This is a genomic window from Streptomyces sp. NPDC051555 (assembly GCF_044454405.1).
In the GTDB taxonomy this organism is placed as follows: domain Bacteria; phylum Actinomycetota; class Actinomycetes; order Streptomycetales; family Streptomycetaceae; genus Streptomyces.
Map to the genome: position 1 here is coordinate 1 of NZ_JBITDP010000048.1, position 23,387 is coordinate 23,387.

Annotated in this window: 25 protein-coding genes and 1 pseudogene; 11 read left to right on the plus strand and 15 right to left on the minus strand. The window is 69.4% G+C overall.

What is annotated here, in order from left to right; all coding sequences use genetic code 11:
* Window positions 1–786: 786 nt before the first annotated feature.
* From ACIBEA_RS42290 to ACIBEA_RS42300, 3 genes are all read right to left on the minus strand, one after another.
* On the minus strand, window positions 787–1,269 hold the full coding sequence (locus ACIBEA_RS42290) for a hypothetical protein (RefSeq protein WP_399269494.1): 483 nt from the start codon (window positions 1,267–1,269) through the stop codon (window positions 787–789).
* A 103-nt stretch (window positions 1,270–1,372) separates the two neighbouring features.
* Window positions 1,373–1,711 (minus strand): hypothetical protein, encoded by a 339-nt coding sequence (locus tag ACIBEA_RS42295; RefSeq protein WP_399269496.1) that lies wholly within the window; start codon window positions 1,709–1,711, stop codon window positions 1,373–1,375.
* 58 nt (window positions 1,712–1,769) lie between these two features.
* Window positions 1,770–4,112 (minus strand): trypsin-like serine peptidase, encoded by a 2,343-nt coding sequence (locus ACIBEA_RS42300; protein ID WP_399269498.1) that lies wholly within the window; start codon window positions 4,110–4,112, stop codon window positions 1,770–1,772.
* 1,148 nt (window positions 4,113–5,260) lie between these two features.
* On the opposite strand from ACIBEA_RS42300, the gene ACIBEA_RS42305 reads away from it, so the two are divergent.
* From ACIBEA_RS42305 to ACIBEA_RS42315, 3 genes and pseudogenes are all read left to right on the plus strand, one after another.
* Complete coding sequence (locus tag ACIBEA_RS42305) at window positions 5,261–5,461, plus strand: hypothetical protein (RefSeq protein WP_399269500.1); 201 nt, start codon at window positions 5,261–5,263, stop codon at window positions 5,459–5,461.
* Window positions 5,458–5,671, plus strand: a pseudogene (locus ACIBEA_RS42310) (type II toxin-antitoxin system RelE/ParE family toxin); the annotation flags it as partial. The gene ACIBEA_RS42305 and the pseudogene ACIBEA_RS42310, both read left to right, overlap by 4 nt.
* Before the next feature lie 397 nt (window positions 5,672–6,068).
* Window positions 6,069–6,212 carry a hypothetical protein gene (locus ACIBEA_RS42315; protein WP_399269502.1) on the plus strand — a complete coding sequence of 48 codons (144 nt, stop codon included), beginning with the start codon at window positions 6,069–6,071 and terminating at the stop codon, window positions 6,210–6,212.
* A gap of 255 nt (window positions 6,213–6,467) precedes the next feature.
* Here ACIBEA_RS42315 and ACIBEA_RS42320 read toward each other — a convergent pair whose 3' ends face one another.
* From ACIBEA_RS42320 to ACIBEA_RS42375, 12 genes are all read right to left on the minus strand, one after another.
* Window positions 6,468–7,952, minus strand: a complete 1,485-nt coding sequence (locus ACIBEA_RS42320; protein WP_399269504.1) for a hypothetical protein — start codon at window positions 7,950–7,952, stop codon at window positions 6,468–6,470.
* 84 nt (window positions 7,953–8,036) lie between these two features.
* Complete coding sequence (locus tag ACIBEA_RS42325; RefSeq protein ID WP_399269505.1) at window positions 8,037–8,387, minus strand: hypothetical protein; 351 nt, start codon at window positions 8,385–8,387, stop codon at window positions 8,037–8,039.
* Complete coding sequence (locus ACIBEA_RS42330; protein WP_399269507.1) at window positions 8,377–8,970, minus strand: GIY-YIG nuclease family protein; 594 nt, start codon at window positions 8,968–8,970, stop codon at window positions 8,377–8,379. The genes ACIBEA_RS42325 and ACIBEA_RS42330 overlap by 11 nt, the downstream gene beginning before the upstream one ends.
* An 84-nt stretch (window positions 8,971–9,054) precedes the next feature.
* Window positions 9,055–9,453: a hypothetical protein gene (locus tag ACIBEA_RS42335; protein ID WP_399269509.1), complete on the minus strand. Its 399-nt coding sequence runs from the start codon at window positions 9,451–9,453 to the stop codon at window positions 9,055–9,057.
* Window positions 9,454–9,664: 211 nt separating this feature from the next.
* Window positions 9,665–10,540, minus strand: a complete 876-nt coding sequence (locus tag ACIBEA_RS42340) for a hypothetical protein (protein WP_399269511.1) — start codon at window positions 10,538–10,540, stop codon at window positions 9,665–9,667.
* A gap of 89 nt (window positions 10,541–10,629) precedes the next feature.
* Window positions 10,630–11,469 (minus strand): DUF721 domain-containing protein, encoded by an 840-nt coding sequence (locus ACIBEA_RS42345; RefSeq protein ID WP_399269513.1) that lies wholly within the window; start codon window positions 11,467–11,469, stop codon window positions 10,630–10,632.
* A complete protein-coding gene (locus ACIBEA_RS42350; protein WP_399269515.1) occupies window positions 11,466–13,664 on the minus strand; it encodes a hypothetical protein in 2,199 nt (732 codons plus the stop codon). The genes ACIBEA_RS42345 and ACIBEA_RS42350 overlap by 4 nt, the downstream gene beginning before the upstream one ends.
* Window positions 13,665–14,481: 817 nt before the next feature.
* Window positions 14,482–14,898, minus strand: coding sequence for a helix-turn-helix transcriptional regulator (locus tag ACIBEA_RS42355; RefSeq protein ID WP_399269517.1), 417 nt, complete (start codon window positions 14,896–14,898; stop codon window positions 14,482–14,484).
* Entirely contained in the window at window positions 14,895–15,362 is a 468-nt protein-coding gene (locus ACIBEA_RS42360; protein ID WP_399269519.1) for a deaminase, read from the minus strand. Before ACIBEA_RS42360 ends, ACIBEA_RS42355 begins: the two co-directional genes overlap by 4 nt.
* Window positions 15,362–16,045 carry a RibD family protein gene (locus ACIBEA_RS42365; RefSeq protein ID WP_399269521.1) on the minus strand — a complete coding sequence of 228 codons (684 nt, stop codon included), beginning with the start codon at window positions 16,043–16,045 and terminating at the stop codon, window positions 15,362–15,364. Before ACIBEA_RS42365 ends, ACIBEA_RS42360 begins: the two co-directional genes overlap by 1 nt.
* A gap of 21 nt (window positions 16,046–16,066) precedes the next feature.
* Complete coding sequence (locus ACIBEA_RS42370; protein ID WP_399269523.1) at window positions 16,067–17,500, minus strand: helix-turn-helix domain-containing protein; 1,434 nt, start codon at window positions 17,498–17,500, stop codon at window positions 16,067–16,069.
* 152 nt (window positions 17,501–17,652) lie between these two features.
* Entirely contained in the window at window positions 17,653–17,985 is a 333-nt protein-coding gene (locus ACIBEA_RS42375; protein WP_399269525.1) for a GntR family transcriptional regulator, read from the minus strand.
* 181 nt (window positions 17,986–18,166) lie between these two features.
* Between ACIBEA_RS42375 and ACIBEA_RS42380 the strand changes: the two genes are divergently transcribed.
* The 8 genes from ACIBEA_RS42380 to ACIBEA_RS42415 all read left to right on the plus strand — a co-directional run bounded on the left by ACIBEA_RS42380 (window position 18,167) and on the right by ACIBEA_RS42415 (window position 23,323).
* Window positions 18,167–18,544 (plus strand): hypothetical protein, encoded by a 378-nt coding sequence (locus ACIBEA_RS42380; protein ID WP_399269527.1) that lies wholly within the window; start codon window positions 18,167–18,169, stop codon window positions 18,542–18,544.
* 297 nt (window positions 18,545–18,841) lie between these two features.
* The gene (locus tag ACIBEA_RS42385) at window positions 18,842–19,645 is read left to right on the plus strand and encodes a hypothetical protein (RefSeq protein ID WP_399269529.1); all 804 of its coding nucleotides are present in this window, start codon (window positions 18,842–18,844) and stop codon (window positions 19,643–19,645) included.
* Window positions 19,646–19,844: 199 nt separating this feature from the next.
* Complete coding sequence (locus ACIBEA_RS42390; protein WP_399269531.1) at window positions 19,845–20,360, plus strand: WhiB family transcriptional regulator; 516 nt, start codon at window positions 19,845–19,847, stop codon at window positions 20,358–20,360.
* On the plus strand, window positions 20,357–20,701 hold the full coding sequence (locus tag ACIBEA_RS42395; protein ID WP_399269533.1) for a hypothetical protein: 345 nt from the start codon (window positions 20,357–20,359) through the stop codon (window positions 20,699–20,701). Before ACIBEA_RS42390 ends, ACIBEA_RS42395 begins: the two co-directional genes overlap by 4 nt.
* A 441-nt stretch (window positions 20,702–21,142) precedes the next feature.
* Entirely contained in the window at window positions 21,143–21,337 is a 195-nt protein-coding gene (locus ACIBEA_RS42400) for a DUF5999 family protein (protein ID WP_399269541.1), read from the plus strand.
* Window positions 21,338–21,455: 118 nt separating this feature from the next.
* On the plus strand, window positions 21,456–21,833 hold the full coding sequence (locus ACIBEA_RS42405) for a hypothetical protein (RefSeq protein WP_399269535.1): 378 nt from the start codon (window positions 21,456–21,458) through the stop codon (window positions 21,831–21,833).
* A 17-nt stretch (window positions 21,834–21,850) separates the two neighbouring features.
* Complete coding sequence (locus ACIBEA_RS42410) at window positions 21,851–22,063, plus strand: hypothetical protein (protein WP_399269537.1); 213 nt, start codon at window positions 21,851–21,853, stop codon at window positions 22,061–22,063.
* Between the two features lie 57 nt (window positions 22,064–22,120).
* A complete protein-coding gene (locus ACIBEA_RS42415; RefSeq protein WP_399269539.1) occupies window positions 22,121–23,323 on the plus strand; it encodes a hypothetical protein in 1,203 nt (400 codons plus the stop codon).
* Window positions 23,324–23,387 lie beyond the last annotated feature (64 nt).

Consider the following 23,387-nt stretch of genomic DNA (forward strand, 5'->3'; position numbering starts at 1 on the left):
CCCGCTCTTTCATGCCCTCCCCGCCACCAGCACCTGCGTGCGAGGCGTCACCCGCCCGAGATAGCCGAACGCCAATCGCTTCACCACCACGCTCTTACTCTCGACTCAGCAGGCCGAATCCGGCCGATCAACCGCAAGACCGCCACGGGAAGGATCTTCGTCATGCCTGAAACCTGTCCTGTGTGCGGCAGCGATCTCGCGAGGTCGCGATCCGGTCATCCTCGGCTCCAGAGGCTTCGAGCCTTCTAGAGCGTTCTTGACCGATCTCGACCCTGCATTCCCTCGCGGCGCCTAGAACTGCCCCTCACCTGCGACAACACGTCTGTGTCGGCATTCGTACCTGGCCCTTCGCCAGGTCCAGCCCGTGCTCCTACTCTCCAAACACACACCCAGTACCTCTTCATCCTGCCTTCGACGAAGGGAACTTCGCCATGCCCTCTTGGCTGCGTATCACCTGCCCTGCCTGTCGTCGCTCCGTCGCCGTGAGCCCGGACACCCGCCACCTGGCCCGGCACGACCCGCCTGGCCCCCAGAACCGGCGCCACGGCCTTCCACCGATCTCCTGCATCGCCTCGGGCCGCCTCATCCCAGCGGGTTCGGATCTGTTGCTGCCGATGTTTGAGCACGCCGAACCACCAGTCGACAACGAACTCCAGCTGTTCTGAATGATCAACGGAAGGCGTCCAGCTGGATCACCCCCAGCGGCAGCATCAATGGCTCCTGTGAGTCCGCGCTGCCCATGACCGCTATCTGGATCTGTGGTCGTCCGTCACGCCGCAGGGCTGGTCACCAGGTTGCTGTGCTCATCGTCTCGGTGGCGGGGTTGCTGACCTTCACCGTGCCGTGGTCTTTGAACTTGCTGGTGTGCCAGTCAGCGAAGGCCCTGGCTATCTTCTCGGCCTTCGCCACGTCGGGCGCGTCGGAGTCGCGTAGCTCGGGGTCGAGGTTGGTGATGATGCGGATGGATAAGGGTGGACCGGTCTCTTCGGTGATCACGTGCATGGAGATGGCCAGGAGCCCCGTGGTCGAATCGTTGCCCTTGAGGTGCTGCCGGAAGGCCTCCGTTGCCGGGTCACCGTTACCCGGCCAGTTCCCGGCCGGGGAGGAGGCGGCCGGCGAGGGGCTTGAGGTGTCGCTGTCAGGGCTACCGCAGGCCAGGGCTGTGGTAGCGAGGAGCAGGACGGCTGTCGCCCCGAGCCTGAACAGTCGTCGGTTGCCGTTGGGGGGAACCTGGGCGGCGGTGGGGCCGTCCTGTTCGCTGCGATTCATACGCTTCCACATCCTTGGCGCTTTTGGGAGAAAGACGTGTCCGTCTCCGCGGGGGTTCCCTGGCCGGTCGATGGCCTGCTGCGCACCGACCGGCCAGGAAGTTTCAGCCCCTGTTGCGTATGGAGTAGGTGATGTCAGCTACTCCAGCGGTTCCGTTGAGCGAGCATGTTCCGCTGGAGGCGCCGGGGAGGTAGGTCCACTCTCCGTACACGGTGAAGTGGTTTCCGGCGTTGTTCACGCAGGTCACAACAGCGCGGATTTGCGTCGTGGCGCTCCCTCCTGTCGTGCAGGTCACGTTGCCGGTCTGTCCCGGGCCGCTGATCCAGGTGGCGCAGTCTCTGGGGGGTGCGGGCGGGGTGGCGGCCGCGCTGCCGGCAGCGGCCAGCACTGCTACGGGAATGGTGCAGGCTGCGATCACCGAGGCGATCTTCTGACGGTTCATTTCGCTCCTGTCGACAACATCGCATGGAGGTGTGCTGCTGCGCGTAGGTGCGTCTGGGTCAGAGGCCCGCGCTGACGAGCTTGCTTTCTGCGCCGATCGTGGCGCCGTTGCCGTCGGAGTAGAGGGTCATCTCGCCGTCGGACCAGCGGACGATGGTGTCGTCGGGCCAGGGATTCTCCGAGTAGTCGCCCCCGGAGACGATGACGGCGTGTTCCCAGGTGGCGTTGGGTGCTGCGAGCTGGTTCTCTTTCGCGGCGCCCAGGTTCCCGGCGAAGTCCTGGTAGTTGGTGAGTTCCCCGTCCGACCAGCGGATGATGAGGTCCCAGTTGTCGTTGCCGGTGTAGTCGCCCGAGGCGATCTCGGCAGCGTGGGTCCAGGTGTCGTTCGGGGCGAGCGCTTGGACTTCTGTGCCCATGCCGCGCTCGGAGACATCTGTGTACTGGCTGAGTTCGCCGTCCTTCCAGCGGACCACGAGGTCGTCTTGGCGGCCGTTCCCCGAGAAGCGGCCCGTGGTCATCTGCTGGGCGTAGGTCTTCCACGTGTCGTTCGGGGCGAGCAGCTGTATCTCGCCGTGGAATCCGTTCTCGTCCACGGAGGGGTACAGGGTCACCTCGCCGTCTGTCCATCGCACCAGCACGTCTGACCCCTCGTCACCGGTGAAGTTGCCCGCGGTGATCTCGACGGCGTGGTCGCGCCAGGTGGCGTTGGGCGGCTGGACCCGGATCTCCTTGTCGAAGTTGCCCTTCTGCGCGCTGGCGCCCCGGTACAGGCTGACTTCGCCGTCCTTCCACCAGACGAACATGTCCATGCGGTCGTCGTTGACGTTGTCGCCGTCGACGGTGAAGTAGCCGGATGCGATGCCCTTGGCGTAGTCCCGCCAGGTTTCGCCCGGGGGAAGGACGGAACCGGGCTTGGGCGTCGGCTGCTTGCCCGCCACGGCGGCGTCGTAGATGCGCTTGACGTCGTCGCCGAAGTAGGAGCTGTAGGAGGTGTCTGGGGAGTGGCCGCCTGTCTTCCAGCCGCCGGTGACGCCGGCCAGGCCCTGACCGCTGCCCATCTTGATGAGGAAGGGGCCCCCGGAGGTTCCGGAGACGTAGCCCTTGCAGTTCACCTCGGTGAAGGTCCCGCCCTTCCAGCCGTCGGCGTTGCCGGTGGTGAACTTCTTGATCGGGGTGGTGCAGGTCAGCGGGTTCTGGTTCGGCTTGTACTTGTCGTCCCCGGGCAGGTAGGGGTAGCCGATGACCTGTGTGTCGGGGTGGTCGAACCCTTGGTTCAGCGCGAGGGGGATGGCGCCTACCGCTTCCTCGACGTTCTTCCCGGCTGTGTTCCGGTCCGTCTTGAGGAACGCGAAGTCGAGGTCGGTGGCACTTTTATCCCCATTGGGTGCCTTGTAGGACGGGTCCATGTAGATCTGGCCGACCTGGATGGGGAAGACGCCGTACGGGCGTGGGGTGGTCGCGTTGTGCTTCGGTACGAACACCAGTTTCGTGGCCTGGTCGTTCCCGTCGAAGCAGTGCGCGGCCGTTGCGACGATGTTCTTGCCCGGGGAAGGAACGACGGTGCCGGCACAGAACCGGTACTGATCGTTCTGGGCGTAGAAGAAGGTGCCGACCTCTTTCAGGCCCTCGAACTCCTTGGAGGGCGACGTAAGGGCGGCACCCTTGGTGCGGGCTTCGGGCGGAAGCAGGGCTTCACGCGCCTCCTGCTCGGCGACGGGCTTCGCTTGCTGCATGCGCTCGGTAGTCCAGAACGCCTCGAGTTCAGCCGCCAGCGAGCCGACCGGTGCGGGGCCGGATTGCGACGGCTGGGGCTTGGCCGGCTCGATCGTTGGGTCTGGCGCAGTGCTGGTCGACGGCGAGGGCGATGCGCCGGCGGCCTGTTCGTAGAGCCGTTTGGCGCCTTCGTCAAGGTACGAGGCGAAGAGGATGCCCGGCTGGTCCCCGCCGGTCTTCCAGCCGCCCACCACACCGGCCACGGCGGACCGTCCATCCGCGGTGATGATGACGGCTCCGCCGGACGTGCGGGGCCCCGGCTCGCTGCAGTCGAGCTGAATGAAGGTGCCCCCTGCCCAGCTGCCCACCGCGCTCGTAGTGAACTGCTTCATCGGGGAACGGCACTCGGCCGGAGCTGTGTTCGGCTCGAGGCCAACGGCCCTGGTGTCGGGATGGTCATAGCCAGCGTTGAAGGCGAGGGGGACCGAGCCCACGGCCTCCTCCACGTTCTTTCCGTCGGCGCGCGGCGCGGTGACGGCGAACGCGTAGTCGGCGGTGGCCGATGACTGGTACCCGCCGGGCTGCTTGTAGGCGGGAGCCATAAGGATCTTCGTGGGGGCCACGGGGAAGACCCCGAAGGGGCTTTGGGTCTTCTCGCTGTGGCCGGGGATGAAGACCGTGTGCTGCAAGGAGGCCGATCCATCGAAGCAGTGGGCGGCCGTGGCCACGAGATTCTTATTCTGCGACGGCACCACGGTTCCGGCGCAATAGTGGTACCCCGTGTTGGTGACGAAGAAGAACAGCCCGATTTGATCGAGCTTCTCGGCCGCCCTTGTGTTCTCTGAAGCACTGGAATTCATCGGGGACGGCGTGGTGCTCAGTTTGGCTGTTCGCGCGGCCTCTTCGTCGACTGGTTTCGCCTGTGCTATTCGCTCAGGGCTCCAGAACGCCGCTTCGTTCGCTGCCGACGGAGTCCTGGCGTCTGGGGTTCCTGTCGGGGACGGCGCCGGGGGCGTCGTCCCCTTGGGCGAGGGTGCCCCTGTAGCGGTCGGGCCGTTGGCGTCGAAGCCTGCTACGCCGGGTACGGCTCCCCACGACGAGGAGTCGGAGGCGGATGGAGCGGATGGTGATGGTGCCGCGACGGCCGTAACGGGAATTGTCGCAGAGATGGCAATGACCGCTGCTGGCAGCAGCCGATTTAAGTGCACGTAAATTCTCCCCCTAGTACCTAACTGGGAACATGCCAACTGGTTTACGAACCGTTTCGAATATCAACACCCCTCATGGGTCGCATGATGGAACTGGGGATATTCCCCGGGAAGCGCCGATCCTTACATACGCTTCCTATGGGCGAAGCGATGTTTTGGCCGGTATCTATCAACCGTTAGTTCTATGGACTGACCGAAACGCCGATCCTCAGAAACGCTCCGCACGTCAACCCATAGACTCCGGCGGGAGGAAAAGCGGATTCGGTCACGCCGCGACCGCGATGGGTTCCGGATATACCGGCGCACGAGCCTCTACGCCGCCCCGGGGCGCCTCTGCTCAATTGGATCTTCGTCGCCGCCACATCAACTGCAACCTGGGCAGGAAGAAGGGGTGCACGGGGAAAGCCTCAGGAGCCCTCCTCGATCACGGGCGCCCCACTCGGCCCGCTTCCCCATGCCCACGCCACACTCCAGTTCCCCGCATGCGCTGCTGCATCTGGACGGGTCCAGCGGGCCGGAGCGGCCAGCCGCCTGACGGTTCCGGCCCGGCCTGCGACGCCACCACGGGAACCGAAAAATAACTCGAACATCTGGCCGAAAGAGTCCCCGCCTATCCCTCCAGCGAGGCCGTGCACGTGCTGGGAGCCAACGACGTCGGCACAGCCGCGGCCGACTCGGTGCGGCAGGCCGTGCTCATCAATCCCCAGGAACTGGCCGACCTTGAGGACGCCCCGGCTCTGGCCAGGTACCGCGAGCGCCAGTCCGCTGGGACCGCGACGGCTGCGCCCCACGGTGACGACCGCGCCCGCCGCGGCCTGGAGACCGTGTGACCTACGAGATCGTCTGGGACGAGCCCGCCATTGACGCGGCCGCTCGGTTCCTCAAGGACGACGTCGACGGGCTGCGCCAGCTGATGGACGCCCATTGACCTGCTCGCCGACCAGCCTCGGCCCGAGGGCAGCAGCCCGTACGGCTCCTCGGACCTGCGCCGGATGCACGTCGGGCGCTACCGGGTCATGTATGAGATCACCGAGGCCACCCGTCACGATCACTGCGATGTCGGCGCCGTGGACCTGGCGGGCCGTGCCGCTGAGGACCTGGAGGTCCGGGGCGCCCACGGCAGACCCGGACAGGCCGTTGCGCCTGTGCTCGCGTTGGATCACCCAGCGCCTGTCCCAGGGGTCGGTGGCTTCCGCGTCCGCGCCCAGGCAGCCGTCGCGGTGCATGAGGTCGAGCACGGCGTCCTCGCAGCAACGCCGCACACAAGGTCATGGCCGGCTCCCCGGACCCCGCAGCCGTGACCCGCATCGGCGGAGGCGGTTCACCGGCGTCCACTCATCGTCGTCCTCATCGAGCCCGAACGCGTCCGGGTCCGAGGCCCAGGTGCCCGCGGCCGGCCAGTCGCTGCGTCTACTCGACTAACGCCCAGGTGAACAGATGCTGCGCCGACAGCTCGCCGTGCCGGTCGATGTGGTCGACCACCAGCTGGTGGTCGGCGACGGCCCGGTTGGGCGAGTCCAGGGCCTGCTCCCCGATGAGGTCCTCAAGGACCAGCTCCTAGTCGTCAGGCCGGCCAACTGATGGTGCTGTTAGGGAGCCCTGCGCAGTGGGGCGACATCGGGAAGGCCCGTGGGCAGGCTGACGACATCCACCGTCCAACCGTCCGGGGTGGTGCTGTGTACACCGCTGCCGAAGAGGCTGGCGATGCGGATTTCGGTGCCTGCGACGGGACCGAGTCCAGCACCCTCGAGGCCCGGGTGTATGTCGGGGGGACTGGTGCAGGGGGCGGGATCCCGGTTGCGTGCGTTCTTCTCGCCATTGACAACCCGCCCGCTGTCACCGGGAGCGCGTCGAACGTCTTACCCTGGCCACTCGGGATGGATGAGCGCCACCAGTGGTCTCGCACCGGACGCCAGGGTCCGCACCGCAGGCCGGACACCCCACTTCATGGGCGTGCCTCTTACCTGGCTGCTGTCCCGGCAGAAGCGCGGAGCCCCGGACCGCCTCGGCCTTCGGAGCCTTGCTGGCCGATCGGTTGGCGGTCCCGGCTGGAGGCCCGTCGCCGAGACCGGCACGTTCCTTCCACGACGCGACGAGCTCGAGCTCGCGGGCACTGAGGACGCTGGCTGCCTCCTCCGCGGCTCGCAGGAGCCGGCGCACCGAGTCCCGCATCACCTCGCGCGCCTGCGTCCGGCGTCCGGACGGGCGGCGCCGCAGATGCGACAGCAGCGCGCGGACCCGTTCCGCTGCCCGGCGCGCCCGCTCAGCCTCGTGCTGAGCGGCCAGGATCTCCTCCTGCCGTTCGTGCGCGTCTGCGGCGAGCAGAGCATCGGCCCGCTCGGCGACCGTCGTCTCGGCCTCGGTGCGGTCATGGCTCGCGGTCGCGTTGGCCATGACCAACAGGTGGTTCATCGCCACGAGGTTCCCTGCCGCGACGGCCTCCCCCAGGAGGACGAACAACTTGCGCCGTGCCTCGGCCTGGATCTCCAGCCAGCGTCTCGCCTCCGCGACCGCGTCCGACAACTGCTCCCGGACTTCTCCCTCCACCCCTTCCACCGCGGCGATATCGCGGCAGACCTGGGTGACGACGACCACCGACTCCACCCGGCGGGCATCGCCCAGCTTCCGCAGCAGGAGCTGCGCCCGCGCCTGCGCGTCCGGGGCTTTACGGACCCTGCCCGCACCCCAGATTGAGACCGGGCGGGTGCTGCGTGAACTCACGATGCGTTCCACCGCCGGCGTCGACAGCCCGCGCTCGGTCATCTCGCACTCATCCAGCGCGAACCACTCGATGCCCCGTGTGAACGCCTCCGTACCGATCCGTACACGCCGGTGGGTGCCCTCGCTGTCCAGACGGATCCGGTGGACGTACCAGCGCCGCACCAGCGTTGCCTCGTCCACCGGCACCGATATCCCCAGGACCGGCTCGATGCCGTCCTCGTCCCACGCCGGCCCGACTTCCCGGTCCAGATGCACGCGCAGCCCACGGCCCTTGAAGCGGACATCAAGGACGGAACCGATCGCGACACCGTCCGGCCGGGCGAAGTTGAATTCCGCCTGCTCGCCCCGGTCGCGCAGCCAGGCCGCGGCCGCCGCCTTCACGTACAGGTGGTCGGCGCTGGACACGCCGCGCGCACGCCGACGGCACTCGTGGGCCACTGGCTCGGCGCCCGGGTGGTGGGCGAAGTGGCAGACGCGGTCGGTGTAGAGCTTCGTCGTCAGCTGGACGCCGCAGCCGCCGAGGAGCAACCCGCACCAGAATGAGTCGTCCTCGTGATGGCGGCGGAAGGCGTCCAGCTCGATCGCCTCCAGCGGCAGCATCAACGGCTCCTCCGAGTCCGCGCTGCCCACGACCGCTGTCTGGATCTGTCCTCTGTCACTCCGCACGGACATCCCGAACCCCCTTCACCACTTGTCGGCGAGTGCATCGAGAGGGTCTTCAACCTGGTTCCGGTTGACGCGGTCAGCGGCTGCGATGGCGTCGGTGATCCAGGCGCGGGCGCGCAGGGTACTGCCGAGGTGGGTGGCGAGGGCCGCGGTGATGTCCTTGAGCTGGGCGTCGCGGTTGAAGACGTCGAGAACGAGCTCGGCGAGCGGTTCGAAGTCGCCCTCCTGCGCTTCCTGGACGGCGGAGGAGATGGTGGAGCGTATGCGGTATAGGCCGGCGGCTTCTTTGAGGCCCCGCCAGAACCGTGCATCGTCGTGGCCGGGAAGGTCGTTGAGGAGGGCGGCGAGCTGCTGCTCGTCATCCGTCATGGTCGTCTCCTTCACGACGGGGCACACCGTGATAAGTCCATGGTTGGATCCCCGATCCCAGTTCTTTGAGCGCCTCCATGACGACGGCGACGGGGTCCCCGAGGGGTGTCAGGTCGAACCACTCCCCGCGCGCCCTGTACTGCGCGAAGCGGGTGTGTAGGGCGGTCTCGTAGTCGCCCTCTGCTTCCAGGAGTGGCACAAGCTGGGCTGGCTGACCGGTCTGGAGCTGTGCCATCCGGGATTTGAGCGTGACGGTCGTCTGTCCGATTTTCGTGAGGGGGGAGTCCTCGATGCCGACGAGGTACGTCCGCCTTGTCCGTTCTGGCCCGCGCGGCTCCGGAGCCGCTGGCACTGGTACTGGCAGAGTGGGGAAGCCCTCGTCATCCTCCACCTCCTCCGGGCGTAGCCACCGTACGATCGGTGTGCTCCCGCCCTGGATGGTGAGGGTTTTGCCGATCGGGGTGCCGTCCGAGCGGAACGTGGTTCGCACGATCTGCATCACTGTGACGACGCCCTCGTAGCCCAGCGCCTGCAGCTCGGCCTCCGTGGCATTCCGGGAGGTGACCTCTGTCAGCTCCTTCACAGCCTGGCTCGATTCGAGGTGTCGTCGATCAGGGCGAGGGCCATCAGCCATGTTCTGGGTCGATGGATTCCGGACGTCCATTGGTCAGTCCGCCAGCCATGCCGAGCCGGGCGTCCTGGATACCCGCCAGCGGGGCAGGCTGTAGCGCGTGACGAGCTTCCACGCGGTGCGCGTCGCATCGTCTACCCACGCGTGGCCAGCTGCGGGCAGTCCGACCACACCCCGCAAGTTCCCGGTGATCGTCTCCTGGGAGATGTACTTGTTGCCGTGGCCCAGGTACTTCAGGACGTGCACCGCGAGGTAGTCGACGTCCCGCCGCCGGCCCTGACCGGCGAGGATCGGCTCGAGGTCGCTCGCGATCTTCCTACCGATGCCCGAACCGCCCTCGTCCCAGAACTTGGCCTCGGGCCCGCGAAGGATGTCGATCAGATCGACCAGGTGCGCGAGGTCCGGGTCGTCGGCCAGGGTGATGATGTCGTCCATGGGTCCTCCGCCAGGGGTGAGGCACGGTCCGTCAGCCGGGGAGGTCGCCACAGGCTGACGTCGCAGATCATCAGTTCTGCGGAGGAGGTGCTGCCTCCGACTTCGGGGTGACTGCCCGAATTTCCCCGCGCATTGGCCGAGATCCGCCACGGCCTGCGCCCGCGTAGGCACTGCGATGGACCTACGCGGGTGCCGACCGGTCTTGGACGCCTCACCTGCTGGCCGCGTGGCCGGTCTGTTCGGCCTCCTCCAGGGTCAGGACCTGATGAGGGCCGCCGATGGCCACGCTGTCGAGCTCGTTGTCCCGGGCCAGTGCGCTGTCGTCGTAGCGCTCGCAGATCGGGCCGCCCTCGGCGATGAAGTCGACCCACAGGCCGGGCCAGGCCGGGTGCTGGTCGGTCACGGCATGCCCGCACTGGGCGCAGCTCGCCGCGGGAATGCCGTGGCGGCGCAAGATGGCGACGGCCTCGGCGTCGCTCGCGGCCCGGGTGTCGATCCAGGTCATCGCCTCTCGCAGCGGGGCGAAGCGGAGGGTGGCCTCGTAGTACGAGTTCCACGTGGTGAGCCCGTGTGCAGGCGTCCTGAAGCGGTAGGCGAACCGGGGCACCAGCGCGCCGGCAGCTGACGGTTCGACTATGGCTTCCACGCCGTCGATTCGGGCGTCGTCGGGCAGCAGTTCCGGCAGGATGCCCGCCATCGTGCTCAGCGCCTGGTCGCGGTCAGCGGGGGCCGAGTTGAACAGGCCGCTCAGCAGGGCATCCCGGGTGCCGTAGGGCACGTAGAGGGTGGTCATGACGACCGGTTCGCCCTCTTCCAGGACCACTTGGAGGAGCAGCAGTTCGTGCTCGTGGCTCTCCAGCCGCACTTCCCCCTGCCCGTGGGTGACGGCCTCCACTGCGGCCGTCACGGTGGGGAACGCCCGGTAGAACGTGTCCCATTCAGGGAGGATGTCTCCAGACTCGAGGAGCTCCACGATCTCGGCCGGCACCCCGTCGTACTCGCGCTGCTGGCGCCGCTGCTCCGCCGAGGCCTTTTGCCGGCCTACGCGCTTGGCCCGGCTGCTCACGCTCTTCTTCGTACTCGCCATCGGACCACTGTCCTGCATCCCGAGGCCGCCTGAAGCCTCGTTGAAAAAGTCACACCGCCCTGCCCACTCTGCGGCCGTCCTGGATCCGGTCACGCCGTGGACCGCAACGGAGTGGACCCCGGGAGGATGACCGTGGCCCCCGACCGCTGGGCGCGCTCGGCGCGAGCGCGGTGCAGTGCTGCGGTTTCGGTGGCGGTGAACTCGCGGCGCTGCTGCAGGACGGCGCCGTCGATGGGCGCCAGCGCGTCGGCCGGTGTTGCGTCGGGCTCGGGGAACGCCTGGCGGGACAGCTCCCGCAGTGCACGGTTCTGCCGCTCGACCGCCTCCGCGATGTGCGGGTCCACCAGGGACCGGAGCGCTGCCTGGCGGTGCGCCTCGATCGCCCGTTGGTGACCCTCCGGCGGTGGCCGGCGCTTCACCGGCGCGGCCGGGGTAGTCGGCTGCGGCATTGGGCCGGCGGTCGCCGGGACGGGGCAGGCCTTCAGGGGCGCGGGTGCCAGGACGTGCAGGGCGCGGACGTTCGCGCCGGGTACCTTCTCGTTGGCCGTCGTGATCAGTTTCGGCGCGTTCCAGCGCAGCTGCGTGCCGCAGGCCGGTGTGTTGGGTACGAGGTCCAGGCGGCCGTTGTCCGCGTTGAACGCCACGGCCTCCACCCGACCGGCGAGTTCGGGCACGGCCACGGCGAGGATGGTGTCGAAGGCGGCGAGGACGCTGCCGCCAACGGCCGGGGCGACCATGCCGCGCTCGGTCATCATCCGGCTGATCGCGCTCCCCAATCCCAGCGGCTCACGACCGTCCCGTCCTGCTGCGGTGCCGGCGCGCCGCCGGGGCTTCTTGCTGGTGGCGCCGTTGCGCTTCGCTGCTTCCCGGGCCGCGAGCAGGGCCTGTCGCGCGAGGTCGATGCCGCTCAGCTCCGGCTCGGCGCTCATGCTTGCCCCCAGGTGGAGTAGCCGAGGTTCAGGTGCCCAAGCCGGGACTGGTGCTGTGCTTGGTCGACCACCTGGTTGCTGAACAGGCGCCGGGCCGACGGCTCGCCGTAGCGGTCGATGTAGTCGAAGACGACCTGGTGGTCCTTCAGCCCCTGCACCCGCCACTCGCGCACCTGCTCACGGGTCAGGTCCTCGAGGACGAGCTCTTGGTCGTCGTTGTCGACGTCGGCAGGCTCCGGCTCGGGCTCCGGAGCGAGGATGGCGACGGCCGGGAGCGGCGCGGGCAGCACGACCGGCGGCATCGGCGCGGCCGGGTCCTCGAAGACCGACTGCACGGCCGCGGCTTCGGCGCGGTGGGCCTTGGCAGCGGCCTGCTGCTCGCGGACCTGCGCCCACCGGTGCTCACGGATCCAGCCCTCGGCGGTTACCGCCTCGTGCAGCTGCCGGTCGATGGCCGCACGGCGCTCGGTCTCAAAGGCGCCGGGCATCGCGGCGTCCACAGCGGCCGCGACCGCGTGGCGCTGGGCACGGCGGTCGACCTGGCGGTCCTCGCAGCGCGGGCAGTCTCGGCCGGAGTCGAGCAGCTCGCCCTCGTCGCATCGCGGCTCCGCGCACAGCTGCCGCTGCGGCAGGCCCCGGCCGATCAGCCAGCCCACCGGGTCCTTGATCGGCCCGTGCAGCCGCATCTGGGCTTCCAGGCGCCGGGCAAGGCGGTCGGCGAGGATCTGCGGCGCGTCCGTAAGGCCAGCGAAGTTGACCACCTGGCCCAGCTCGCTGCGGGCAGCGGCCTCCACCAGCTTCCGGGCGGCCGGACGCTCCAGGCGCGCCCACACCAGATCCACCGGAGCCAGAACGGCCCGCAGATCCTCCGAGGGCAGAGCCACCCTCCGCTGCTGCTGCGCCTTTCCCCCACCGACGGCCTTCAGCGGGTCACCGGCGCCCACCACGGCAGCGCACTGCCCCACCTGCTCATCGGACGGGGACTTCTTCAGCTTTTCCCCGCGCAGCGGGCCGCCGTCCTCGCGCACGCACGCGCGGTCCGGCAGACCACCGGTAGCCCCACGGCCTTCGCCGGAAAAGCCACCAGAGAGCGCGAGAGAGCCACCAGCATTAACCCCAGAAGCGTGGAGAGCGTGGTGCTGTGCAGCACCGGCGAGGTCTGCCGATCCGGCGATCCCGTCATACCCGGCGCCCTCGAACCCATGCGCCCCAAGGGTCTCGCCCATCCCGACCGGCTCAAGACCTCCGGATGCAGTACCGGCGAGGTCTGAAAACACGGCGTCCGCGACCCGGCGGGCCTCCCGCACGGCCACACCGTGGGCTTGGGCGACCGGCACCAGCCGCACCCGCGACTGCCCGTTCAGGCCCGAGGCGGTCTCCTTGCGCACCACGTCCGCGACGCCGTGCGCCTGGAGCCGCTTGAGGACCTTCGCCCCGGCCGCCGCGGTGCAGCCCAGCAGCCGCGCGACCGTCGCCGCCGGACGCCCCCGGCCGGTGTCCACCGACCCGGGGCACAGCCGCAGCCAGCCCGCCGACCCCGTCGTCAGCACCATCAGCAGCAGCCCGAGCCGGTCCGTCGCAGCCCCCCGCCCCGTACGACCGGCGAGCAGCCCGGCCGGGATCACCGGCTTGTCCTTCGGCGCCCACCCCGGACCAAACAGGACCTCGCACAAGCTCAGCAGCACGGCCAGCTCCGAGCGGGACAGCGCCAGGGCGTGCAGCCGGTCGCCGGCCATCTGCGCCCGGTACATCGGGATCACCCAACACTCCAGGCCCGTCGCCCACCCAAGGCTGTTGGTCGCGACATTCGAGCCGAGGAACCCGGCAGCGCGCAGCTCCGGCAGCACGGTGTGCGCCACCGTCGACTGCGACACCCCCAGCCACCGACCGAGCTCCGCCGCCCAGATTGACGCCTGGTAGTCGTCACGGACCTTCGACTTCGCGGTCAGCACCACCGAGGCCAGCCGCGCGCCGTCCGACGCCCCGGCCAGAGCCGGGGCGAACACCAACGCGCGCACCGCGGCGAGCAGCCGGGCACGCATCGTCGTCGACAGCTGGAGCGGGTTGCCCAACTCCAGCTGCGTGACCGGACCGGCCTGCGCCGGGACCGACCGCAGCCGACGGCGCGATGCGCTGTCCGCGAACTCCGCGCGAGGGCGCGGGAGCATGGCGGCCGGCGCCGCCACGGCGCTCACCGGTCCGCCCGAAGGTACGAGATGGAGATCATCTCGGCAGCCTTGCGCAGGCAGCCTGTGGACAGAGCCCGGGGAACGGCGAGGACCCGGTTCGCTCCCGCCTGGTGGGCAGAAATCCTGGAACCCGTCCCGCCACACGGGAAGCCGCCCCCGCGGACGCAGTTGTGGACGACCTCCGCGAGCAGGAGCACGACCCGGATGGCCGACGCTGCGACCGTTCCCGGCGAGCCTGCTCCGAAAGCACCTCTCTTGTAGCTTCCTACCGGAAATCCAACTTCCGGTACGAACGATGTAAAACGGAATGAACCGGATGACGATCCCGTCACGGGGGGCGTCCGTCGAGCCCGAACCGGGCTGAAACGGACAAAGTCAAGCTGACAACGGGACACCACGTCGTGCACTATGAGAAACGACCTGCTCTCCATATAGCTGGACGACCGCGCCCCTCGGGGCCGGACGACCGGGTGTGTGGATGTGACGGGTGAGCCCCCCTTCGTGAGAAGCGGGGCAGACACCGATCGGGTGGGGGGAGATTTCTCCTCTCCTCCCGGTACTGCTGAACCGCGAAGCCCCTGTGGTGGGGGCCCGCAGGTGAAGCAACTGCTAGCTACAGCTGTGGTGGCCGTGGTTAGTGGCCAGGTGTGGATGGCCCTGGTTAGGGGCCGGAGAAAATGAGCGGCTCGGTGAGCCGCAGCTCAGGACCAGCGCTAACTGGGACCTGGGCGACCGACACGGTGGTAAGCCGGTCGGTAGACGGGCCGCGCGAGGCCAGCGGGTGGTAAATCCGCTTCTCGGCGCGCGCGGCCGATGACCTAGGTCATCCCGACCCCCCTTCGGAGGCCGGCGTCGGCATACCCTCATCAGCCTTCGCGGCCTCGGGGAAGCGTTCCGCGAGGCCCTTCAGGAGGCGCAGGTAGTTCTCGCGATGCGGGCGGCGGGGGCTGGTCTGGCCCAACTCCCAGCGCGTGACCGCGACCCTCTTCACGCCCACGGCGTCCGCGACGTTCTGCTGGGTGAGGCCGGCCGCCAGGCGCAGCTTCGCGCGCATATGGGGAGACGGCAGAACCTCGGGCAGGCCGTTCAGCAGCGCGTCGACCTGCTGCGAGCGGTCGTCCGGGTCGGGCATAGTCGAGCCTTCCATGATCGTTGTAACCACGAAAGATACATAATTCGGATGATCTTTGTCGCTCACGAATGACGTGCCGCCGGGGGAGTGTGAGACGGTCGCCGTCATGCGAGCTTTCCGAGGTGCGCGTTGACGGCCTTCGCGGCCGCCGCCAGCTCGGGAAGCTCCACCACCGTCACCCCGGCCTCCACCAGCTGTTCGTAGCCGATGCACTCGTCGACGAATAGGCTTGGCTCCCGCCAGGCGATGACGACGCGCGGGATGCCGGCCTCGAGGACCCGCTGTGCACAGGGCGTACGGGAGGCGCTGCGCTGGGAGCAAGGCTCCAGCGTGCTGTAGATCGTTGCCCCCGCGAGGCGCGGGTCGTCCTGCGGGAGTTGGGCGAGGGCGACCTCCTCCGCGTGCTCGCGGGGACCGGTTGCGCGGGAGTAGCCGGACGCCAGCTCGGTGCCGTCCTCACCGACGATGACCGCCCCGACCGAGTAGGCGCCGGTAGCCGGAGGGCACAGCGCAGCTAGGTCGATTGCACGCTGCATCCAGCGCAGGTCCTGGTCTCGTTCGGGCGCGTACATCAGGCGGAGCGCTCCTTCGGGGCGTAGCGGACAAAGACGACGTCGTCGATCGCCCTGACCTCCAGCACCTTCATCCGGGCCGTCGATCCGCCGGGGAAGTCGGCGGTGCCCAGGAAGCGGGCTGCCTCCGGCTGACCCACCAGCAGCGGCGCGATGGCCAGGTGCACTTCGTCGGCGAGGCCCGCAGCCATGAGCTGGGTGTGGATCGTGCCGCCGCCCTCCACCATGAGTCGGCCGACGCCGCGGCGCCCGAGCTCGTCGAGGACCAGGCCCCAGTCGAGATCCGGCCCGACGCTGACGACGTCGGCGAGACCCCCGAGCGTGGCGCGCACCTTCTCCGCTGCGTCGTCGACGGTGACGACCAACTTCTTGTCGCCGTGGTGCCAGAAGTTCAGGTCGGCGGAGAGGTCCCCAGTCCTGGTGACCGTGACCTTGAGCGGGTAGGCCGGCTTTCCGTCGGCGACGCGCTGAGCACGGCGCTCCTCGCTGTTGACCAGGAGGCGCGGGTTGTCCTTCCGCATGGTCGTCGCGCCGATCAGGATGGCGTCGGACTCCGCGCGGACCTGGTCGACGCGGTCGAAATCGGCGGCGTTGGACAGGCGCAGCCGCTCGGGGCTGGCGTCGTCCAGGTAACCGTCGACCGACATGGCGGCGGAGAGGATGACGTACGGACGCGTGGTCATAGATGGTGTGATCCGTTCTGCTCAGGATTCGTGGGCCAGTGTGCCGTCGAAGTGCGCGCGGAATTCTGCGACCTCGGGCTGGCGCTGCCAGGGCACGAGCGCCTTGTCGAGACGTGCGAGCTCCCGGACGATTCGGCCCGAGCCCGTGTCACTGGCGATGGTCAGGGCCTGGAGACCGACCGCGGCGGCCTGATCGGGCGCGCCAGCACCGGCGTGAGCCACGGCGGCCCGAGCCATGTAGACACCGCGGTCGCGGTGGTATCCGTCGGGCAGTGCCTTGATGGCGCTGGTGAAGACCGCGGCGGCCTCCGCGTGCTTGCCCAGTGCTTCCAGGCCATGGGCCCGGTGCACCTCCACGTACTGCTCGTTCAGCCACACGCCCCAGGGGGTCGTGTCGCCGGAGACGCGATCGAGAGCGTTGCGTACGTCGTCGATCGCGCGCTCGCTGTCGGTTGACTCACCGCGCAACGCATGCCCGTACGACTCGTAGGTCCGGGCGACGGCGGCCAGCCGGCTTCGGGGCCGGGCCATGCGCTGCGCAGCTTCGGCGAGGTCGACGACGTCGACCAGATCGCGCGTCTCGCCAGCGAGCTGTGCCTTGCGGGCCATCACGTACGAGGTCAGGTCACCGTCCCCGACGGTGTGGCTCCACTGGAACGCTCGGTCGAGCCAGAACTGCGCGCTGTCGAAGTCGCCCAGGTCCTGGTAAAGCCAGGACGCAAACTCCGCGTACTGCGTCTGGAGCTCCATGAGGGCGTGCCGGTCAGTGCCTTTGGCGTCTTGGCGCAGACGCTTGATGTCCTCAATGTATTCGCGGGTGGCCGCGATGGCTCGGCCGGGCCCGAGGAGGTTGTCGTTGTCGATCAGCAGGCGGCGCACACGCTGAAAGTGCTCTACCGGCGTGCCGCTGTAGGCAGCAGCCGACCGCGCGGGCCGGGGCGGGCCCGGCAGCGTGTTAGAGGCCGCAATTGCTGGCGTTCCTGCACCCAGCGCAGCCGCTGCACCGAGCCCCATCCCGCCACGCAGCATCGCGCGTCGATCGAGCGCCACGAAAACCACCGATCCATCCCGTAGATGAGCGGGGACAAAAATCCCCTCTTGATCAGACGCTGCCTGCTGGGAGGCGGCTATGGCCAGCCCGATCGACGCTTCGGATACATGGGGGGCAGAAACGGATACACGGGTTGATGCGGGTACAGCTGTTCCGATCCGCTCCCACTGGTCGACCAGGATGCCGCCGGCGCGAAGCAGGGAATCGATCAGCTCGACCTCAGCGCGGTCCCGCGGGGCCCTGTCGCCGTTCTCCCATTTCTGCAGTTTGGAGTGCGACATGAAGGCTTTGTCGGCCAGCCCTCGTAGGGAGAGCCCACGCACCGTCCGGAGTTCGCGAAGCGTGTAGCCGAAACGGTGCTGGGGTGACTGCTCCGGCGTTAATGCGTTCGGCTGCTTGCTCACTTGGTGTCCCTCTATGTCTCCACTCGGTGTATCCGGCGGCTGGATACACGCCGGCCCTGGAACTCGAACCCCGACCGGGCCTACAACTTTGCTAACGAAGTTGACCCCACCAGAGAGGGATGGCGATGCGCAACGAGACGCAGGGAAGGACGTCAGTCGCCGCGACCCTTCTCGATCTTTTCGAGGCGAGCGGCCAAGTCCGCGACCTGCTCCTCAAGTGCCCTGAGAGCACGGGCGGTCGAGTCCTCGGTGGACTCGTTCGCGGTATCCGTGACGAAGGAACCGCGCCCTTGGTGGGAGTAGATCAGCCCGGCCGTACGCAGATCGCTGAGCGCTCGCTGGACCGTGCCTGGGGCGACGTTGTACTCGTCGACCAGCTCTCTCATGCTCGGGAGCTTGGCGCCGGCGGTCAATTGCCCCGAGCGGATCTTGTTCCGTACATCCTGAACGATCCGCTGGAAGGGCTGTGTGGCCTCGTTGCTCATGAGCGACATCGTAGGTCGACCCCCTCGACATAGCTAGTTCTGCAGCTTCATCAACTAACCGCTTGACAGGCCCCCAACGTTATCAGCTAAGTTGGCTATGTCGGCAGGGTGGTGGGGCGGCGAAAGGCCCCCACCCGCCACTTATCGGGATCAGAGACCAACCTCGAAGGGAGCACCACCCATGAACGTCACCCGCCGCCCCGCCGCCAGCCTCGCCACCGAGCACTTCGACGCCGAGACGCTCGCGCTGCTGGAGGACATCGAGGTGCCTCTCCCCGACTTCGCCGGCCTGGACCTAGACGTTGCCTTCGGCACGCCGCTTGAGATGTACGAGGCCGGTCCCCTGCCCCACGAGCGGCTGGACGGCCTGGACATCGCCGCTGCCATCGCCGCGATCGAGGCCCGAGAGAACCGGATGCTCGCCGCCCGCGACATCGCCGCCGACCCGGCCGTCACCACCCTGGTGCGCGAGCGCCTGGTCGACGTGCTCCTTCCCTACGCCGCCCAGCTGCGCATCACGCGGCCGGTCCCCGCGGCGCACTTGCCGCTCGCGGCCTAGCTGCAGCCGGGTCCTTACGGACCCGGCTCCTTCACCCGGAACCGTCGACGGCGGCGCCGGATGTGGGAGCCGGAACCATCGGTGACCAGCAAAACAGCGGGAGTCTCTGCCCTTCGGGGCGGGAGGCAGTGGGGTGAGCCGAGCTCCCCCGGCCGAGGCGCCTGTACCGAATAGCTCCACCTGATTCACCTCGAACAGCGCTTGCTGCGCTGTCTGTCCGCCGGGACCACCAGCCGAAAGGCCGGCCCGGCGCGGCAGAGAAGGCAGCACCCGCATCCGCGTCGTCAGGAGGTCTCGATGCCCCGCATCCGTCCGGGTCGTAACCGGTCCAAGAACACCAACCACCGCATGCCTCTGCTGCTCAGCAGCATGAAGCCGGAGGACTTCAACGTCCGTCCAGACGAGACGAAGTCGATTGCCTGCCCCGACTGCCGCACCTGGCGCCGGATCATGGGCGACACGGTCCTCAAGATCCGCGAGCACTGCATCTCCGACAAGCTCGCCGAGGGCGAGACGCACACCCTTTGCCCCGGCACCGACCAGGTTGTCGTCATCGACATCGACGTACAGCGCTGGCAGGCCCAGCAGAACCGCCTGCTGCGCGACGCGATGCCGCAGGAGAACCGGCGCGCTGCCCAGCAGTTCTACAAGCCCCTCCCGGCCCCGGCCGCTCCGGTCTCCCGGATCAACGCCGAGGTCACGCTGGAGACGGCCCGCCAGTCCTACCTCGCCCACCGCAAGGGCTGCATGCTCTGCGTCAACGGGCAGCACTGCACGGACGGCGGCCACTTGGCCCGCCGGTACGTCCTCGCGCTCAACCACGAGCCCGCCCGCCGCGAGGCCCGCGACGAGCAGGAGCGCCAGGAGCGCCGCACCGCGCGCAAGCTCACGGCGCCGGCTGTCCGCAGGGCGCAGTGGACCAAGCACGGCGGCGAGGAGGTCGAATCGGCGAATAACCGCTGTGCCGAGCGCATCGCGGGTTCCCTCTCCGAGTTCCGCGGCCCCCAGATCCCGCAGGACCCGCAGAACCCGGAGATGCACGACCGGCGCCAGGCCGAGCTGGGCAAGCAGTACGCCGCTCGGAAGGTGTCGGCGGCCTGACCCGCCCGGACATCGCGACGAACGACCACGGCCCCGGCCGCCCCGCAGTGAAGGGGGCGGCCGGGGCCGTGGCTGCTCGTACAGCAGTCAGAAAGCGACGAACCCCCGGGCTTAGGCCCCCGGGGGTTCGTCTTTGCAGTCCCCCTCGACGAAAGGGAAGACGCACATGCACAGGATGACATCCACTCAGGCCCGCCGAATGCGACGCCCGGTGCTCCAGGCCGCGATCGATGCCGGCGCCAAGTGCGCGCAGACCGACATCGACCCCGACCTCTTCTTCCGCGCCGACGGGGAGCCGCCGGCCACCTGGCAGGCGCAGCGCGCCGAGGCGATCCGCTTCTGCCACGGCTGCCCCGTCCGCACGGTCTGCGAGGAGCTGGCCCTGCGTGACGGCGACGGCAACGACCGCGTCGACGACCTGGTCCGCGGAGGCCGCTCTGGCTTCGAGCTGGTCGCCCTCCGCGAGCTCCAGGCCCAGCGCCTGGCCGCCGCGATCAGCGCTGACGAGGCCAGCGACCAGGAGTGGACCAAGCTCGCGGACCTCGCCGTGAAGCTCAACAGCGAGGCCCGCAGGATGCCGACCCGGAGCGGTGGCATGCCGCACCAGGCCGTACTCCTGGGGCAGCAGAACGAGCGGATCGCCGAGCTCGCCGCAAAGCTGGCCGCGGTGCGCACCGTCCGTCGCGCCCGGACCGGTTGGGAGGTCGCGGCATGACCACCACCCTGACCCCGCGCGCCGGGAAGATCGACGACATCCGCCGCGAAGAAGAGGACCGCGGCTACGAGCGTGACGAGACCGACTCCCTCCACCAGGTCGGCAACCTGCTGCTCACGATGGCCGAGCGGGACGACGCCCGGATCCCCGAAGGCCGCCGCGCCCGGCGGACCCTCGCCGAGATGGCCCCCGGCTACGTCCGGCCCCCGCTGCTGTCCTTCAACGTGCCGGTCCGTACGGCGGACGACGCCTGCGTCCTGTGCGGATGGTGGACCTGCCGCTGCGGCCAGAACGCCGCCGTCCCGGCCCCGCCGCCGAGCGCGACGGGCACGGTCCGGTGAGCGGCTGCGGCCACCCGCCGACCCTGGTCACCGTGAACGCCACCGGTGCGGACGGCAAGCCGTACCAGTCGGTCAAGCACGAGCCTTGCACCTGCGGGACGCCGCCGCAGCCGCAGCCCGAACAGGAGTAGCCGGCTTGCACATACCGGCCGCCCGTACCGCCCAGCACCACGTGGTAGGGGCCATCGCCGCGCGCGGCCTGACCCACCCCCTCACCCAGGCGCTCCTGGCGGCCGCAGTGCTCACCGCGGCCGCCGCCTGGGACGCCGGCCACCGCGTCACCGACATCCACCCGCCGCTCGCCCGGCGCGGCAAAAGCCCCATACCCGGTGTCCCGTCCGACGGGCCCGAAAGCCAGATTCTCGACAGGAGAGCCCCATGCAGCACAGTCCCGAGCTCGACACCGCGTCGACCCTGACCGGCAGCCGGCTGCCGGCGTCTTTGTGCACGCACAAGCCGGCGTGCCCGACCGCCGACAGCCCCGACCGCGAGGCCGCGTGCATCATCGCCGCCCACCCTGAACAGGGCTGGTCGCTGCTCTGCAACTCCGTCCTGCTGTTCGAGGACACCGGCGAGCTGCTCCCCGACGGCCAGGTCGTCGCCCCGCACCGCCCCCTCGCCGCGGCCACGGCCTGACGGCTGCCTGATCCGCCCGCACCGGCCGCCGCACCCCGGCGGCCGGTGCGGGCGGTGACGGGGAGCCGGACAGCCCGGTCGCGCCGGCTAGCGCCGGTGTTCGTGAAGAGGAGACGCCGTGGCCCCGCAGCCACACGCCCCCACTGGTTCGACGCAGGCGGTCTACACCAAGGGCGACATTGTCCTGTTCCGCAACGTCGAACGGTTCTGGCTCGGCAAACCGGAGCACACCTTCGTCGGCCGGGTGGAGCGCTCCTGGCGGCACGTCGACACCGGCCAGGTCCTCTACGACCTGACCGAACTGAGCAGCCTCAGCTACCGCGCCGGGATCGACCCCGACTACATGCGGCCGCTCCCGCCGGCCGACGCGATGCACGACATCGACACCGCACCGCTGAGCGAGCCGGACACCGGAGCGATGACCCCGGCCGCCGTCGCCTGGCTACGCAAGCACCTCGCTCGCGGCAGCAACACGCTGCCCGCTCCGCACGCCTGACAGAACCGGAGACGGTCATGCCCCTCCCCGCCTGGCTCACCAGCCAGATCACCGCCGCCCAGGCCGAAACCGACAGCGACGGCACCACCTGGTCCGTCTACGTCACCACGGATGACGGACTCGCCGCGATCGCCGGTGCTCACGACCGCGACCACGCCCAGCGCTGGCTCGACGAGTCCGGTCGCACCGGCGTCGTCGCCCCCAGCCGCCGCACCTCCAAGCGGACCTGAACGCACGCACATGAACGCCGCCCCCCTCAGGGCGGCGCCCTTCTGGAAGGAGGCGGCGTGGCCGCCACACGAACCGCCCGCAAGAGGAGCCCCGCCCGCAAGAAGCCGGCGGCAACCCGTCCGACTCCGCGGCCCGCCGCCTCCCCCACCCCCGACGTCTCCCCGGCCCCGGCCGGTACCACGGAGCCGGAGGCGGAGGTCGTCGACCTCGAAGCGCTGGCCCGCGTCGCGGACGCCCGGGACCGGGCCGCCGACGTCATCGACACCGCGCGCGAGCAGGCCGCCGCCCTCCAGGCCGAAGCGGAGACGGCGGCCGCGCGCACCGTCGCCGCCACGCACGAGCAGGTCACCGTGCTGATGGCCGAGGCGCGGACCCGCGCCGCAGGCATCACCGCCGACGCCAGCCAGGAGGCCAACGCCCAGCGCACCGCGGCGAAGGACGACCTCCAGGCGGCGCGCGGCGAGGCGGACCGGCTCCTGTCGGTGGCCCGGAATTGTGCCGAGACCCTGGTGGGCGAGGCCCGCGCGCAGGTCGCCGACCTCACCGAGCTCGCTGCCACCGACCGCGCGGCCACCGCCACGGCCGTTGCCGAGCTCCGCCGCCTGGCGGAGACCGACCTCACCGAGATCAGCACTCTGGTCGACCAGCGCCGCACCGACGCCGGTCAGATCCTCGCCCGCGCCCAGGAGCAGGCCGACGACCTGGTCGCCGCGGCGCAGCGTGAGGTCGACCGGGCCCGCGAGCGGTTCGCCCAACTCGCGGCGTCGGCGGCCGAACAGTACGACGGCCGCCGTGCGGAGGCGGAGGCGCTGTACGCGGATGCGGTCAAGGCCGCCGACGACCGGCGCCGCGAGGCCGACGACCGAGTCGCCGCCGCACACACCGAGGCGGAGGCCGCCCGCACCGAGCTGCGGACGAAGCTCCGCGGGCTCACCGACCAGTTCGACGCGGAGGCCGCCACCAAGCGCAAGGTCCTCGCCGACGAACTCGCCGGGCTCAAGGCGGCGTGCGACAAGCAGCGCGAGCGGCTGCGGGAGGAGGCCAAGACCGTCGCGCTGCAGCTGCGCGAAGCCGCCCAGAAGGAAGCGAGCCGCATCACCGGCGAGGCGGAGCGCAAGGCGAAGGCCGTCACCGAGCGGGCCAAGGCCGATGAGGCCCGCGCCCGCCGACTGCTGGAGGAGGCCCGGGACGCGAAGAAGTCCGCCTCCCGCTGGAACGGCTGGCAGCACGGAACCTGTCAATGCGATCAAGGCAGGTGATGTGTTCTATCGCTGTGCTGGGATCGTTTGGTCGTCGTGGTGAAAGTCGGTGGGTTTGTTGATC

Excerpts from the sequence above, each read along its gene's own strand:
- ACIBEA_RS42290 (WP_399269494.1), bottom strand. The coding sequence starts at position 1,269 with ATGAATCGCAGCGAACAGGACGGCCCCACCGCCGCCCAGGTTCCCCCC.
- ACIBEA_RS42295 (WP_399269496.1), bottom strand. The coding sequence starts at position 1,711 with ATGAACCGTCAGAAGATCGCCTCGGTGATCGCAGCCTGCACCATTCCC.
- ACIBEA_RS42315 (WP_399269502.1), top strand. The coding sequence starts at position 6,069 with ATGCTGCGCCGACAGCTCGCCGTGCCGGTCGATGTGGTCGACCACCAG.
- ACIBEA_RS42320 (WP_399269504.1), bottom strand. The coding sequence starts at position 7,952 with ATGCTGCCGCTGGAGGCGATCGAGCTGGACGCCTTCCGCCGCCATCAC.
- ACIBEA_RS42325 (WP_399269505.1), bottom strand. The coding sequence starts at position 8,387 with ATGACGGATGACGAGCAGCAGCTCGCCGCCCTCCTCAACGACCTTCCC.
- ACIBEA_RS42335 (WP_399269509.1), bottom strand. The coding sequence starts at position 9,453 with ATGGACGACATCATCACCCTGGCCGACGACCCGGACCTCGCGCACCTG.
- ACIBEA_RS42340 (WP_399269511.1), bottom strand. The coding sequence starts at position 10,540 with ATGGCGAGTACGAAGAAGAGCGTGAGCAGCCGGGCCAAGCGCGTAGGC.
- ACIBEA_RS42345 (WP_399269513.1), bottom strand. The coding sequence starts at position 11,469 with ATGAGCGCCGAGCCGGAGCTGAGCGGCATCGACCTCGCGCGACAGGCC.
- ACIBEA_RS42355 (WP_399269517.1), bottom strand. The coding sequence starts at position 14,898 with ATGACGGCGACCGTCTCACACTCCCCCGGCGGCACGTCATTCGTGAGC.
- ACIBEA_RS42360 (WP_399269519.1), bottom strand. The coding sequence starts at position 15,362 with ATGTACGCGCCCGAACGAGACCAGGACCTGCGCTGGATGCAGCGTGCA.
- ACIBEA_RS42365 (WP_399269521.1), bottom strand. The coding sequence starts at position 16,045 with ATGACCACGCGTCCGTACGTCATCCTCTCCGCCGCCATGTCGGTCGAC.
- ACIBEA_RS42375 (WP_399269525.1), bottom strand. The coding sequence starts at position 17,985 with ATGAGCAACGAGGCCACACAGCCCTTCCAGCGGATCGTTCAGGATGTA.
- ACIBEA_RS42380 (WP_399269527.1), top strand. The coding sequence starts at position 18,167 with ATGAACGTCACCCGCCGCCCCGCCGCCAGCCTCGCCACCGAGCACTTC.
- ACIBEA_RS42385 (WP_399269529.1), top strand. The coding sequence starts at position 18,842 with ATGCCCCGCATCCGTCCGGGTCGTAACCGGTCCAAGAACACCAACCAC.
- ACIBEA_RS42390 (WP_399269531.1), top strand. The coding sequence starts at position 19,845 with ATGCGACGCCCGGTGCTCCAGGCCGCGATCGATGCCGGCGCCAAGTGC.
- ACIBEA_RS42395 (WP_399269533.1), top strand. The coding sequence starts at position 20,357 with ATGACCACCACCCTGACCCCGCGCGCCGGGAAGATCGACGACATCCGC.
- ACIBEA_RS42410 (WP_399269537.1), top strand. The coding sequence starts at position 21,851 with ATGCCCCTCCCCGCCTGGCTCACCAGCCAGATCACCGCCGCCCAGGCC.